This window comes from Caldivirga maquilingensis IC-167, assembly GCF_000018305.1.
GTDB lineage: Archaea > Thermoproteota > Thermoprotei > Thermoproteales > Thermocladiaceae > Caldivirga > Caldivirga maquilingensis.
In genome coordinates this window covers 822,450-836,884 of record NC_009954.1, presented here as the reverse complement: position 1 = coordinate 836,884, position 14,435 = coordinate 822,450, and the positions used below count along the sequence as shown (strand labels likewise).

General features: G+C 41.4%; 15 protein-coding genes. 5 read left to right on the top strand and 10 right to left on the bottom strand.

The features are described from left to right. The 4 genes from CMAQ_RS04090 to CMAQ_RS04075 all read right to left on the bottom strand — a co-directional run bounded on the left by CMAQ_RS04090 (position 1) and on the right by CMAQ_RS04075 (position 4,921). Positions 1–1,119, bottom strand: coding sequence for an ABC transporter permease (locus tag CMAQ_RS04090; RefSeq protein WP_012185855.1), 1,119 nt, complete (start codon positions 1,117–1,119; stop codon positions 1–3). A gap of 119 nt (positions 1,120–1,238) precedes the next feature. Then, positions 1,239–3,998: an ABC transporter substrate-binding protein gene (locus tag CMAQ_RS10770; protein ID WP_012185854.1), complete on the bottom strand. Its 2,760-nt coding sequence runs from the start codon at positions 3,996–3,998 to the stop codon at positions 1,239–1,241. Between the two features lie 134 nt (positions 3,999–4,132). After that, complete coding sequence (locus tag CMAQ_RS04080) at positions 4,133–4,624, bottom strand: hypothetical protein (RefSeq protein WP_048062662.1); 492 nt, start codon at positions 4,622–4,624, stop codon at positions 4,133–4,135. Positions 4,625–4,681: 57 nt separating this feature from the next. Beyond that, on the bottom strand, positions 4,682–4,921 hold the full coding sequence (locus tag CMAQ_RS04075; RefSeq protein ID WP_012185852.1) for a hypothetical protein: 240 nt from the start codon (positions 4,919–4,921) through the stop codon (positions 4,682–4,684). 259 nt (positions 4,922–5,180) lie between these two features. On the opposite strand from CMAQ_RS04075, the gene CMAQ_RS04070 reads away from it, so the two are divergent. Then, positions 5,181–6,191 (top strand): transcription initiation factor IIB, encoded by a 1,011-nt coding sequence (locus tag CMAQ_RS04070; RefSeq protein WP_012185851.1) that lies wholly within the window; start codon positions 5,181–5,183, stop codon positions 6,189–6,191. A 7-nt stretch (positions 6,192–6,198) separates the two neighbouring features. Next, a complete protein-coding gene (locus CMAQ_RS04065) occupies positions 6,199–6,606 on the top strand; it encodes an HIT family protein (protein WP_012185850.1) in 408 nt (135 codons plus the stop codon). On the opposite strand, the gene CMAQ_RS10365 is transcribed toward CMAQ_RS04065, so the two are convergent. After that, positions 6,603–7,496, bottom strand: coding sequence for an SAM-dependent methyltransferase (locus CMAQ_RS10365; protein WP_012185849.1), 894 nt, complete (start codon positions 7,494–7,496; stop codon positions 6,603–6,605). The two genes, CMAQ_RS04065 and CMAQ_RS10365, sit on opposite strands and share 4 nt — an antisense overlap. 128 nt (positions 7,497–7,624) lie before the next feature. Here CMAQ_RS10365 and CMAQ_RS04055 point away from each other — a divergent pair, with 128 nt between their 5' ends. Next, positions 7,625–8,572: a hypothetical protein gene (locus CMAQ_RS04055; RefSeq protein WP_012185848.1), complete on the top strand. Its 948-nt coding sequence runs from the start codon at positions 7,625–7,627 to the stop codon at positions 8,570–8,572. 12 nt (positions 8,573–8,584) lie between these two features. On the opposite strand, the gene CMAQ_RS04050 is transcribed toward CMAQ_RS04055, so the two are convergent. The 3 genes from CMAQ_RS04050 to CMAQ_RS04040 form a co-directional block, all read right to left on the bottom strand. Then, positions 8,585–9,628: a pyridoxal-phosphate-dependent aminotransferase family protein gene (locus tag CMAQ_RS04050; RefSeq protein WP_012185847.1), complete on the bottom strand. Its 1,044-nt coding sequence runs from the start codon at positions 9,626–9,628 to the stop codon at positions 8,585–8,587. Continuing rightward, positions 9,621–10,574, bottom strand: a complete 954-nt coding sequence (locus tag CMAQ_RS04045; protein WP_012185846.1) for a D-2-hydroxyacid dehydrogenase — start codon at positions 10,572–10,574, stop codon at positions 9,621–9,623. Before CMAQ_RS04045 ends, CMAQ_RS04050 begins: the two co-directional genes overlap by 8 nt. A 221-nt stretch (positions 10,575–10,795) precedes the next feature. After that, on the bottom strand, positions 10,796–11,521 hold the full coding sequence (locus CMAQ_RS04040) for a hypothetical protein (protein ID WP_012185845.1): 726 nt from the start codon (positions 11,519–11,521) through the stop codon (positions 10,796–10,798). A gap of 240 nt (positions 11,522–11,761) precedes the next feature. Here CMAQ_RS04040 and CMAQ_RS04035 point away from each other — a divergent pair, with 240 nt between their 5' ends. Beyond that, positions 11,762–12,118 (top strand): 30S ribosomal protein S25e, encoded by a 357-nt coding sequence (locus tag CMAQ_RS04035; RefSeq protein ID WP_012185844.1) that lies wholly within the window; start codon positions 11,762–11,764, stop codon positions 12,116–12,118. Positions 12,119–12,164: 46 nt separating this feature from the next. Here the strand turns inward: CMAQ_RS04035 and CMAQ_RS04030 are convergent, their stop codons facing one another. After that, on the bottom strand, positions 12,165–12,353 hold the full coding sequence (locus CMAQ_RS04030; RefSeq protein WP_012185843.1) for a hypothetical protein: 189 nt from the start codon (positions 12,351–12,353) through the stop codon (positions 12,165–12,167). Positions 12,354–12,751: 398 nt separating this feature from the next. On the opposite strand from CMAQ_RS04030, the gene CMAQ_RS04025 reads away from it, so the two are divergent. Further along, the gene (locus CMAQ_RS04025; protein WP_012185842.1) at positions 12,752–13,705 is read left to right on the top strand and encodes an MBL fold metallo-hydrolase; all 954 of its coding nucleotides are present in this window, start codon (positions 12,752–12,754) and stop codon (positions 13,703–13,705) included. A gap of 277 nt (positions 13,706–13,982) precedes the next feature. On the opposite strand, the gene CMAQ_RS04020 is transcribed toward CMAQ_RS04025, so the two are convergent. Beyond that, a complete protein-coding gene (locus tag CMAQ_RS04020; RefSeq protein WP_012185841.1) occupies positions 13,983–14,249 on the bottom strand; it encodes a zf-TFIIB domain-containing protein in 267 nt (88 codons plus the stop codon). Between the last annotated feature and the right edge of the window lie 186 nt (positions 14,250–14,435).

Below are 14,435 nucleotides of genomic sequence, written 5' to 3'. Positions count from 1 at the left end.
TTAACCACCAACCCCCTCCCTTATCCTTGGGTCAAGCACATAGTATAGTATTTCAAGTATAAAGACGAGTATTATGTACAGTAGCGTGGACATGTATGTGACGGCCAGTATAACAGGCATATCCGGTGACGGTACACCAACAATAGCTATATTCAATACGTACCCCAATCCCCACCAGTGGAAAACAGCCTCAGTTAGTAGGAATCCACCGAAGAGTACGAATGGTATAGTTATGAATATGCTGGTTAGTATCTGGGGCATCGCCGGCCTCATTATATACCTACTAACCACCTGTCCCTGTGGGAGGCCCTTGATTCTTGCAAAGAATACGTAATCCTCCTTAGCAATATTAAGCACAATAGACCTGGCGAAATAGGCCCAACCCCCAACATTCACTATTAGAACAGTAGCCATGGGTAACACCATGTGGTAAAGTAGGTTAAGCAGTATTTGTGGTGTAATAAGTGCCTTTAATGGATTGTAGAGCCATACGTTGTAGTATTGGCTACTAACTATGCCGCCGTAGGGGAAGACTACTGGGGAGTGCATTAGCCTTAAGTCAACGGCGAAGACCAGTATCATGAGTATTGCAACCCACCATTGGGGAATACCATTATCAACAGCCCCATAATAGGTTACGGCCCTATCATACTTAGTGCCGTACTTTAATGCAGCTCTTAAGCCAAGCCATATGCCAATTAACGCACTAAGCATTATACCTAAGGTATCTAATATAACGGTGCCAGGTAATGCGGACATTATTATTGAAACAACTCTACCTGAGGGGACACCATATGAGCTTGGGAAGTATGAGAAACCCCAGTTAAATGACATTATGTTGTAGAGTATGAAGAACACCCTCACCACTAATGGTTGATTCAACCCATAAGCAGCCTCCAATTGATTTATTATCTTTTGCCTAAGTTGATCAGCCTGGGCTGGAGTCATTGGATGATGGAGCATTAATTGGGTTACCTGCTCACTCGCCTGCCTCTCAATATTGCTTTTAAGTATTTGTGATGCTGGACCGGATAAGACCGCTGAAATTATTATTAGCACCACAAGTAATATAAGCACAAGGTTAATTAGCCTTATTGATAACGCCCTAAGCAAACTCATATCTATTGCACTTATACCGATCAGTTAATAAATTTTATTGCCATTAAGCTTCGTAAAATAATGAATAAAACATGAAAAATAAGATTTAAGATTTAAAATAAATGCGCCTCCTTCGATTACTATGAACTAACCACTATGGTTGCCTGGTACTGTGCAGGTATTGCAACTACGCTAGTGTAGTAGAGTATCCATAGTGAGTAGGCTCCGGGGGTTAACATTGAAGTTACGCTGGACGGTATTGTGAACGTTATTGTACCAGCAGTACCACTTACTGTACCATTAAATTCACCTGAGTACACTACATTACCACTTGGTGAAACCAAGTACACGTAGGCCTCAGGTACACCGGCTGGGTCATATGTTGATATTGTGAATGTGGCTGATTGACCAATGGTTATGTTACTTGGTGTAACCAATATGACCTTAGGCACTAGGTTACCGCCAGGTGGTATTTGGGTTAGGCCGAGCTTAACGTAAATCTGGTTGAACCAGTAGGTATAGTTGTATGGGTAACCACTCCACTTCACCAATGTTGCTGATTGCGGTGATACTGTGACAATGTTCTTAAGTATGTATGGGCCATTGCTTATGAATAAGTTACCGTAGGTATTGTAGAAGTTTAAGGCATCATTATAATCCTGAGTAGCCGTGGCCGTGGGATTGGAGCCTAGGAAGTTGTAACCATTGATGATAGCCCATGATCCATTATCCCAAATATAACCAGTCTCAGTCCAATTCTTTATCACAGCGGCTAAGTACGCATTAACGCTTGGGCTCCTTAAATCAAGTTGCGGCAAGTGAAGTGACTCGGATTCACCAGTGGAGAAGGCGTATTTACCTTGGGCAAAGGCGTACAACTGTACAGCCTGAACAACCCATGGATTAGCGAACGTTGGGAAGCCTGGCGCATAGAATGATGCCACAAATGCCGGTATTGGGAACCAGTAATTACCATAAACAACCACTGTGCCGTTGGGGAAGAATTGTAAGCCGGCTATTGCAGGAACCAGAGCCGATAATGCTGAACCAATATCAGATGCTGATGCCTGGTTAGGGCCTAGGTCCGGTGCACCAGTGGTTGTTGTAGCGTATAGGTCGAACCAAGTGTAGTAGTAGAATATTATATCAGCCATGCTTATTGGTTGACCATCCTGCCAATACTGACCAATCCAAGTACCATTGAAGTATAGGTAAACAATATCCTTAGCATAGTGCCCTGGACCCACTGGAACCCACTTCTTAAGTGTTGCATTCCAAATAACTGCATTAGAGGGAACTGGGTATATTGCTGAGCCATTGGGGCTTAATTCAACATACCAATTACCCCTTAAGGGCATTGGTAAGCCATTGAATGGATTAGAGGAGGCGAATGGATCACCAACCCAGCCCTGCAGTACATCAACATCATATACCCAAACCTGTACGTACCAATTATACGTGTTCCAGGCCTGTGCAGTAACATGAAGCATACCAACCTTTAGAGTATCTGGATGCAATGTTGAGTAAGCGAATTTAGCACCAAGAGGCCACTCAAGGCCGAATACACTGGGCATGTAGTTCTGCACTGTTGACAGCACTGGATATGGGAACTGGTTAGCCACCTGCCAAACCCTAACCGCCTGCTGGAAGCAGTCGAATAATGTAATCTTTGAAATGTTCTCAAACTGAGCCATTGACGTGAAGTTACCTATTGCAACCTGGTATGTTAATGAATCTATTGTTGAATTAGTGTACTGGTAATACCCCGAAACACCCCAGCCCGGCATGTTGGTTGTCCAGGAGGCGCAGAACGATGCACCGGCGCCGGTATCCCATGGCTCAGGCGTAATAACCCAACCCTCCGTGTAGACCTGCCACTGCATTGACGCTGGGTTACTGCCGTAGACTGCTGGTATTGCTGTGGAGGCTGGTCCAAAGATAATATTGGTTGTGAAGCCTAGGCTCTGCAGTTCATTGGCGAAGGCAGTGCCCATGGCATCCCTGTATGGGTCATCATTCCTAATGAATAATGTTATTGTAACTGGCTTGGGTGTTGTGGAATTAGGTGGTATGTAGTACCATTTACCATTAATGTAGAGTATTCTACCGTGCCAAACCGGGTCAGTTGCATTAATCTGTTTAAATAGGTTGAATATGGATTGGTTAACGTAGGTTGGATCAAAGTGAATATTATACTTCACTATCTGCGGGAATATCAACATGTAACTGTACATTGCGAAAACCCCAGGCCAAGTAAGCATTGGTGATGCTAAACCATGGAACACTTGGCTAACTGCATATGACCTATCAACAAGGTAGTTCATTAGGAATCTGAATTGGTAGTAGGCGAATGGGTTGAACGTAGTATTGCTTGGGTATGGGTTAAACAATAAATCGTCGGCACCAGTTAATGCTGGTGAAACAAGAAGCACACCCGGTGTTGTTGATAATTGTGAAAACACGTTCGGTGGTATTACGAATGGGTTTAGGTAAAGGTCTATCTCATCAGTCTCAAGGTACTGTGGGACTTCACTTGGAGGAACCTCAAGGATCTGCACCGTCTGCGGCATTGGTGGCGGTGGTGTTGTTGTGGTGGTTACTGTTGTAGCTGTTGTTGCAGTTACAGTGGTAGCCGTTGATGTTGTTACTGTGGTGGCTGTGGTTGCTGTTGTGGTTACTGTTGTTGCTGTTGATGTTGTTACTGTTGTAGCGGTTGTTGTGGTTACGGCTGTTGTGGTGGTTACTGTTGTGGCTGATGTTGAAACCACAGTAGTCGTAACAACCTTAGGATGAGTCGCATAATAATACCCCACATAACCAGCCACAGCAACAACCACAACAACCACAACCACAGCAGCCAAAACACTCCTAGACACTCCCATGGATTTAACTGGACTCATGGGATTATCCGCTAACTAGGTATTTATAAGTTTTATCACAAGTTATTTTACGGTAATTCATTACTAGTATCATGATAAATCATAGTAATTTACCTTATGGTGAAATAAATTTATTCTAGTATATTAAATTAAAGTCAGCTCCTTAAATCACCTACTTTAGCTTCTATTAATTCAATGTACCCCATTATAATTAATGCTATTGAGATTAGGAATGAAAACAACATCAGTATCCAAGCTGGATAATAGTATAATGGCCTCTTTACGGCGTAGAGGTTTATGAATAAATAGGAGCTACTGCAATTAATCTCAATACCCCTAATATCGAGGAACACTAACCTTGTTGAATTCAAACGCGTTATGGTGAAATTATATTCCTGTGGTACGGTTATGTTGGTTTGAGGTATGTTCTGGTAAGTAATCATAGTTAATGATGCGTTAATAAGCCCTGTGTTGTTTAGAATCAAATAAACATTACCAGTAATATTCATTGTTAATGAGCTTGAGCAATTATGATTAAGTGTTATTGGGATTAAGCTGTATTGGCCTAGGAGAAGCATTAAGGCTAGGAAGACTGTTACTAACCCTAAGGTAAACCCTATTTTCAAATACTTATTCAACATACTCACTAGCCTCTTTAGTGGCAGTGGAGGTTAATTGTTTTTCTGCAGTCGGTTAAGATAATTTTAGAGGCTTCTTAATTGGTAAACATCAATAACATTAACTCCATTCTTGCTTAAAACAAGCACTGTGGGTATTCTAATAATACCGTTCTTTACACCGTATTTAATTAATAATTCCTTGGCGTCATTATTATTAATCATGGTTACTTCACAGGGTATACCCTTTCTAAGCAATCGCCTACAATGATACTTGATGAAACCGAGGTGAACATCCCATGATGCCGTAATTACAATAACCTCCATTAACAATACTTACTAAGTTACTTTAAAAACAATACGCATGGAACAAACACTGTGAGCTTCCTTACCAATGATACCGATAGGGTTAAAAGCGCGGCGCTTTAGTATTTAGCGTACTTCCCTGGAGACCTGCATGGGCAGGCCTGTGAAGGGGGATGGGTCACCCGGTCATCACGTTGGATAATACTTAAGTTAATGTAGTTTATTTTATGCGAAAAGTTTATAAATGAGTAAAATTTTAATTAGGTGGAAAGGAGATAACATGAGCACCACACAGGGGGGTTCTAACCAACAGGATGAAACCAGGAGGGAATTAATAATACAGAAGTTTAAATTATTTAGGAGGGAGGGCAATAACCTGGAGTTTGTTGATCAGAGCGGTCAGAAGTTAAGGTGCCCAATATGCGGTAACACCGTGTTTATTGAGGATGCTGAGCGAGGACAGATAGTGTGCGCCTCCTGCGGTTACGTACTCATGGAGCATATTCTTGACACTGGGCCTGAGTGGAGGGCATTCACCCCGGAGGAGAAGGAGGATAGGGCTAGGACTGGTGGGCCATTGGAGAGGGTTACCAGTGAGGAGCTTGTAACTAGGATTGAAACAACCTTAAAGTCCCCTGATTTGAAGAAGAAGCTTGAGATTCTTAAGTATAAGAAATGGCAGCAGAGGATTAGGGTTCAGACTAGTTACGAGAGGAACCTTGTTCAAGCCACTCATGAGTTAAATAGGATTGCCCACCAGTTAGGTGTCCCTAAGTCCTGCATGGATGAGGCCCTAGCCGTATATAAGCAGGTCCTTAAGAGCGGCTTAGTTAAGGGTAGGAGCGTTGAGGCTATTATAGCTGCCTGCCTACACATGGCCTGTAGAATGCAGGGGATGCCTAGGAGTCTTGATGAGATTTCACAGTACACTAGGGCGCCTAGGAAGGAGATTGCGAGGTGCTTTAGGTTAATTGCAAGGGAGCTTAGGATTAGGTTACCGTTAAGTGACCCAAGGCAGTATGTACCTAAGATAGTTGAGCAACTTAAACTCCCAGGGGATATTGCTAAGGAGGCCATTAGGGTTCTTGAGGAGGCTAAGGATAAGGGCTTAACCGCTGGTAAGGACCCAGCCGGCTTAGCTGCAGCGGCCGTCTACATTGCGTCATTACTTAAGGGTGAGGTTAGGACTCAGAAGGAGATTGCCCAAGCAGCCCAAGTCACTGAGGTTACTGTTAGGAATAGGTATAAGGAGCTTGCTAAGGAGTTAAACATAAAGATACCGATTAAGTAACTTACTCATGAAAATACCTGGTGTTGAGTATAAGACCCTATGCAGATACTGTAGCCTGAGTAATGAATTACTGATAGCGGAGGAGAGCGGCTACGGTATCTATGCTTATGATGAACCCTTCAATAATGGGCACATAGTCATAGTGCCTAGGAGGCATGTATCCTTAAGTGAATTAAGTGTTGAGGAATTGTATAAGGCTCTTAGGCTTGTTAAGAGGGCTGAGGCTACTTTAAGGAGTGTGTATCATCCGCAGGGCCTTAACATTGGATTAGTCGCTTATCCACATGTTGCCTTCCATATAGTTCCTAGGTGGGGTGGTGATGTCAGCTTCATTAAGGTTTTCTTTAACGCTAAACCAATTCCAGAAACACCCATTCAGTACGCTGAACGCTTGAGAAGGGCTTGGAGAAGTTAACCCACAGGGTACTTAGGCACCACTTCATAAATAACCATAACCCTCTCGTAGTCGCTTGATAAGTTATCAAGGTTACTTAATTGCCTAATTTCAATAAGCTCATTAATCCTCCTTATTTCAAAAACCTTAAGCAGGAGACTCTTATTAACATTCTTAACCTCATCATTTGGGTTAACTCTAATTAACCTGATGCTAATATTACCCCTCTTAAAGGCCAGTGTCTCATTGGACCCACTCATAAGTAGTTGAATACCTAGTGTCAATGGTGAGACAGAGGATAGTGGCTTAATGGGGCCAATTCCTGACTCCTTAATCAATTTAATGTACTGCTCCAGTAATTCCCAGTCCAATAATTGATCATAAACTATTGCAATACTTCCACCTGAAGATACTACTTTACCTATCAGTAAAACTAATTGTTCCGGCTTAGTACCCTCCAGTGGCAGTGAGGCGCAGGTGCACTTAGTGTACTCTAGGAATGACTGCGGTACGTGGGATGTGTAGTAGACTATTGCTGATGCCCTAATTGCTCTATAAACCCTAAAACTCATCATTGATGGTAACCCTACGCCAACATCAACTAGGTATAGGCCGCTTTCAACCTGCTCCTCCACTATGGTTATATTGCTTGGGATTAACTTGTATAAGTATCTTCTCCCCCTTGATACATCAAGTATCACCTCAATAATACCCTTAGCCTTCAACTCACTTAACGCACCCCTCACCGCCCTTTGACTGAGACCAGTGTTTTCAACAATGTCGTTGAAGGTTACGTACTCCTTACCGTTAATCATGTTCTCAAACTGAAGGTAACTAGTTATTATTCTAGCTGATGGCGATAACTCCATGAACTTATGAGGTAAGTCAATCCTCCTGCCTTCACTAGTCACACGTAGGCTTAGGGTAGGGTTCCTATAAGCCTTTTACCACAGTTTAATGGCGGGTAACAGGTTAAGCTGCATTAGGGTTTAATTCACAGGGGAATTCTTTAAAGAAAGGATAGGGTGAGGATTGAGGAATGAAGATAAGTTACGTGGGAAATGATGCGGGCTGGATAAATTACGATAAGGCAATTGAAGTAGCCGACTTAATCAGTAATATAAGGCCAACGCAGGATAATTACGTTAACCCAGACTACTACCCCCCAATTGAGTTAGACTTGGAGATACAGGCCATGTACTTCATGGCAATGGTGGCTATAGACCATAGGCTCAACATACCTGGGCATCCTTTTGAAGCCACTATTGACGGTAAGAGGTACGTTGGCTCAGACTTACTTTGGAGACTTGGGGCTGAGAAGCTTAGGGATGATGCATCATTCTTCACCCCCGGTAGATTAGCTAAGTTAAAGCCCAGTGATGTTAAGGATTGGCTAGGTGATGTATGGGATTATGGCGTTAGAGCATTTCTACTTTCAGATTTAGGCGTTAAGGTAGCTTCACTATTTAATAATTCCGCATTAAATGCATTAAGATCCACTGGTGGGAGGTTACTCGGCCCAGGTGGCTTAATTGAATTAATGAGGAACTTCACCGCCTATACCGATCCCGTGGAGAAGAAGACGTACTTATTGGCTAAGTTCATTCACGGTAGGGGTATAATTAAGTTCACTGATGTTAATAATGCTCAAGTGGCTGTTGATAATCACTTAACGAGGATTGCTATCAGGCTTGGCTTAGTTGAATTAAGTCAAAGATTCATCAACATGATTAACAATAATATATCCTTCACCCCTAATGATGATGTTAACCTAAGGAGCCTAATTAGGGATTCATGGAAAATAGTATCAATGAATTCACATGTTGACGCCTTCTCCCTAGATGATTACCTATGGAACCTGGGTAGATCAACCTGTATTCGTGATAAGCCTAACTGCGGTAAATGTCAATTAAGGAGTGCGTGCAATGCCTATAGAAGCGGAATATTCACTAACGAGCATCAATTTTACTCAACCTTCTGGTACTAGGTGCCATTATTCTTAGTTCTTATTAATTAACGCCTTAAGTAATGTCACTACTCTCCTTAAGTCATCTAACGTTACATCACCCATAACCCCTATTCTTATACTCCTCTCCCTTATACGCCACATGCCACCGCTTATTACGTACCCATTCTGCCTAAGGTAATCAGTAACCTTAGCTGGATTAATGGGACTATAGAATGCTGTTACTGTTCTACTCCTATCATTGGGGTTAATGGGAACTGGCTTAAAGCCTATGTTACTGAGTTCATCGTAGAGTAGCCTTATTCTCTCATCATGCATCGCCACATACTTCTCTAAACCGACTTCATCAAGTATATACCTTAATGATTCCCTAAGCGCGTAAAGAACATTAATTGGGGGCGTGTAGGGTGTTTCCAGCCTTGCACTGTACTTAAGGTAATTACCGAGATCCATTGAAGGCGGCTTAGGGTAATTTGTGATTAAGCCGGCGTCCTTAAAGGCCACTATTGAACCTCCCGGTGGGGCTAGCAGCGCCTTATGGGTTGCTGTGGCTACTGCATCAGCATCATTATTGAGTGGCTCGGCTGGAACACCTGAAACACTATCAATAAGCAGTACTCCACCATTATCGTGAATTAACTTAGCTATGTCACTAATGCACCTGTTCGCAACCCCCATGCTTGTCTCATTATGAACCATGGCTACTGCCTTAACCTTAACGTTCAATTCATCAATATGATCACATATTGACTCACCTGGTTCAGTGTAAATCCTCTTAACCACAGCACCCCTTGACTCCACTGATTGAGCAAGCCTCTCCCCGAATTCACCATTAATGGGAACCAGCACTTCATCACCTGGCTTAATGAAGTTATAGATCATTACATCAACGGCAAATGTACCGGTGCCAGGCAGTATACTTACAGTATAGCCCCTGAATACTCTACTCAACTGGTTAACTACATCACCGTACAGTTCACTGAATTCCTTACCCCTATGAAACATTGGTTGCTTAGCATAAGCCTCAATAATCCTTTGCGGTAGTTGAACTGGGCCAGGGGTTAAGTACTTAACCATGGTTCCTCACCCTCTCCAAGGCCTCCTGAATATTAAAGACTAATTCATCAACAATCCTTCCCTGGGCATCAATGGTTTCCGCACCTATATGCGGTGTTACCACTACCTTTGGGTGCTGAATAAGCTTGATTTCCCAGTCCTCCCTAGGTGGTTCATGTTCAAGTACATCAAGGCCAACACCCCATAGTCTATCTAAGTGATTGAGAAGAGCCTTAGTGTCTATAACTTCACCTCTACTTGTATTAACTATGATGGCGTTATCCTTAATTAACTTAAGTCTATCATCATTAAGCATGTGGTATGTTTCCTTATTTAACGCAACATGAAGTGTAACCACGTCACTACGTGAAAGGAGCTCAGTAAGGCTAACTACACTTGCACCAAGCTCCTCCGCGTACCTTGATATATCCACTACATCAGTGGCAAGTATTCTCATACCCAATGCCTTAGCGTAATTAGCAACTGCCCTACCTATTCTACCGAAGCCAACTACACCAAGTGTCTTACCCCTAAGCTCGATTCCATGGTAAAGACCCTTACTCCACTTACCGTTCTTAACATCAATTAAGTGAAGGTGAAGGTTCCTCGATATAATTAGCATTAATGATAATGTTAATTCAGCGGCTGAGTAAGTAGCTGCATTAGGTGAGTTAACTATAGTTAACCCCCTCTTAAGCGCGTAATCAACATCAATATTATCTAATCCAACACCAGCCCTGGCAATAATCTTTAATGATGCACCCCTATCTATAACCTCCCTTGTAACCTTAGTTCTACTCCTAACCACTAATATATCATAGTTCTCAACAATCTTGAGGAGTTCCTCATGTTGTATACCAGGTTTATAATCAACTGCCACGCCCATTTCACTTAACTTATTTATGAGGCGTTCATCAATCTTGTCCGTTATCAATGCCCTATATTGGATTCCGGATTCCCGACCCATTCCTGCCTATCCATATGGGGGTTGCTTAACTATATTTTTAAGCGTTACCCAGTCTTAAATGAGTCTTACTGGTAAGTAATCTATATACAATTCATTAATAGTTTACTTAGCCTCATTACTTTACTAATAATATCCAATAATAATTCATACTATGTACTATGAAAGGTGAATTAATGCTTATGAATTATTAATGAAGCGCAAGTATCATAAGGCATGGAACATTAATGAGATGAGGGGGTTATTGAGCTTACAAAACTAAGGTACTCCCTATTGCGTGTTATGGTTATGTAGGCCTCCGTTAGGTTTCTTGATGATGGTACTATATCACTCAAGTACCTTATAACCCACTTAACAATATCCCTAAACCTATCATCGTAATTACCCCTATATATGTAGAATAATTCGGTTGGAGTTGGTTTAAGCTCACTAACCACTACAACATCATCAGCTATATTCCTCACCTTAAGATGATTAACATACCCTATTGAAACTACAATTGAGTTGGGTGGGTAGGTTCTAGGCTTATCAAGGGTTTCAACAGCCTGTCTATGTAACTTAACCCAATCATCAATCTTAATCCCGGTTAAAGCTGACTTAGCCGTTAAGGTAACCATATCCACCGCAATCTTACTTATCCTCCTCTGATCATTTAGACTTGGACCGCTTGAAATCAAGTTCACCCACGGGTACTCCTTGTACAGCATCATTATTAAATCTATTAATGGTGAATGAGTAACCAACCAAGCATTACCTAAACTCCCTCTTAGGAATTCAACTGCAGCTCCTTTACCTGATGATAACGTTAATTTAATCACTATTGTTAATAATTCCTTAGGTATTGGAATAGCTACATTCTCAAACCCACCCTTAACCAGTAATGCTGAAACAACCCTACTCACTGAGGCTACATGCGCCTCTGTTGAAGGCGAGGAAACCGCCAGAAGCATTAAATTAACCGTAACCAGTGCCCTTAATTAACCTATGTTCATGAACTAATGAAACACCAAGACTGTGTAAGACTGGTATTGAATGAAACCTAACGGGCAAACTCCACGGCGGATATAGAAAAATATGCTGAGTTCCTAAACACTGCTGCAAAGAGGGTTATCTGCCTCTTCATAGAGGTTAGTCTTTACGCCTCCTTAACTCCCATTAAGTTTATAAAGCCTAATCCCATCAACTTAAGTATGGGAGGTAAGAAGAAGCCTACTATTTCACAATTAGCTAAAAAGGAGAGCAAGGAAAAGGAGCAGACTGAGAAGAAGGGTAAGGGGAAGGGTAAGGCTGCTGAGGAGCCTGTTAAGAAGATTGTAGCCACAGTACCCGCTGAATTATATGACCAGATAGCTAAGGATGTTCAGAAGATGGAATACGTAACAACATACCTAATATCCTCGAAGTATGGGCTTAAAATGGGGGCTGCATCAAGGGTGCTTAATGATTTAGTGAAGAGGGGTGAATTAGTATTGGTGTCAAGGAGCCATAGAATGAATGTTTATACTCCTGTTGATAGGGCTAAGAAACTTGGTTTAATTAATCAGTAACTAAAAATACATATGGGTTTAATTTATCAAAATACCATTAATGCTTTTATGGAACCTTGTACTTACCTTCAGCAACCTTCTGAACCCTACCCTCCTTAGCTAACCTAGTTAACTGCGCCTTCACTACATTAAGCCTTTGTTCACCAATAGCCTTAGCCACATCCTCAACAGTTAACTCCTTACCCTTATTTTGAGTTAAGTAGTCTAATATCTTCTTCTTTATTCCATCCGACATATTGCATTTAAACCTAGGTTAGTTACTTTTATAGATTTCTGCAATACGCATGGTGTGTATTCAGCAATTCTGGTTTAATTCGCATGGTTTATGGGTATATTTAATCATTAAAATTCAAGTTTATTCCTCTTGCGGTTAATCTCTTTTTATAATACAGACTAGAAAAATTTAATGCATAATCATTGATATTCCCATATGTTAATAATAATTCATGTTGCAGAAAGAGGATAATATTTACATATTATCAATTTAATGCCCTTAAAATTATCTTGAATTAAAAACCAGGTTAAGTACCCTAACACATACCCTTAAAAGACAATGCAGCCGTGGGAAACCGCTTTATCCTGGTTTAGTAATGGGAAAAGTAATTAAATTGGGTTAATGTTAACTAAACTAAGATGATTAGCGTCATTAGGAGGTTTGGTGGAATTGAAGTCTCATGCTGCGGCCATAGTATACTCGTAGATCCTACACGTAGATTCATAGATAACTATGATGCGGTACTGATAACTCACGGTCATAGTGACCATTATACAAGCCACATATCTAAGGCTAGAAGGATAATAATGAGCGGTGAAACCTTAAAGATACTCAGGGAGTTCAGGGGGTTAAGGCTTGGAGCCGGTGTAACTGTTGCGTATCCTAATAGGCCAATAGTCTTTGACGACTTCAGTGTGGTTCCATTAAATGCAGGTCACGTAATGGGTAGCTTAATGTACTTAATTGAATTCAAGTTTGGTTCAGTATTACTAACCGGTGACATGAATATTGAAGACAGCATCATACTCAAGGGGGCTGAACCCTACCCCGACGTAGACATATTAGTCATTGAGAGCACCTATGGGGATCCAAGTTTCCACTTTGAGCCACGTGACAATGTATATGATAATATAATTGACTTAGCGGAAAGAACAGTGAGGAAGGGACTCAGGTTGGTGCTTTCAGGTTTTGCACTTGGTAAGGGGCAGGAATTATATAAGCTGCTCATTAGTAATGGATTCAATGCGGCAATGGATAAGAACGTGTATTCACTCAATAGAATACTATTGAATGTGGGGGCAATATCCAGTAATGGTGACATCATAGTTGCTGACATGCCTCCCAGGATTCAACCAAGTAATGATTCAGTAATAGCATTAGTAACAGGTGGTGCTCCTGGAAGGTGGATTAGGAGGCATGTTCACATTCAGTTAAGTAGTCATAGTGACTTCAATGGATTAGTTGACTTTGCGGTTAACTCGAGAGCGAAGAGAATATACACTATTTACGGTCATAGCGAAAAACTAGCTAGGCATCTGAGGCTTGAGTATGGTTTAAACTCATACCCCATACCTAATAATACGTTAATTTAACTATACATTATACGCTTCACTGCAACTACCGTCAATCTCATAGATGTAGACTGGAGTGAACCTAGCAGTCAATGAATCTCAATAACCTGTAATTGGTAATAGACTTTGAGCAGCGGCACCACACTCATGATGAGTACATGATGATCAGCATAAGCCGTTAACCGGAAATAGTCTATTTATTTGCTACGCAATATGGCTAATTACTAATGTAACTTGCAGAGTAATTAATATTACGTTGCTACCGTAGTAATGAAGCTTAGTATTAATGGAGGTTACGTTAATCGAAATCCTCCCCCATTTCCAGTAAGTTATCTAGGAGCTGCTTACGGTAATCCTCATCAACCTCCTCCTCCGAGCTACTCTTATTCTCAACTATAGGTACCTTAACGCGCTTATCCTCCTCAACAACACTTCTCTCAACGAAAGACTTCCTATCCTTCTTATTAACCTTCTCCTCATACCCACATTTAGGGCACTTTAAGTATGTTGCATTCCCTTTCTTCACTGGAACCATTGCTGTTCCGCACTTAGGGCAAAACTTCATAATGAAGAAACTGGCTTCTAGTTAATAAATGCTTCGCTAATCATAGACGCCGTGTTTTTAATCTAAGCTAGGGTTTATTACCTTACTCTGCGTAAAGTCTACTCAACATTTTATAAAGTATCATTAAGCTGCAATCTCATTTCAATAATATACACATATATGTAAAGATAAATGCATGAACTTCAT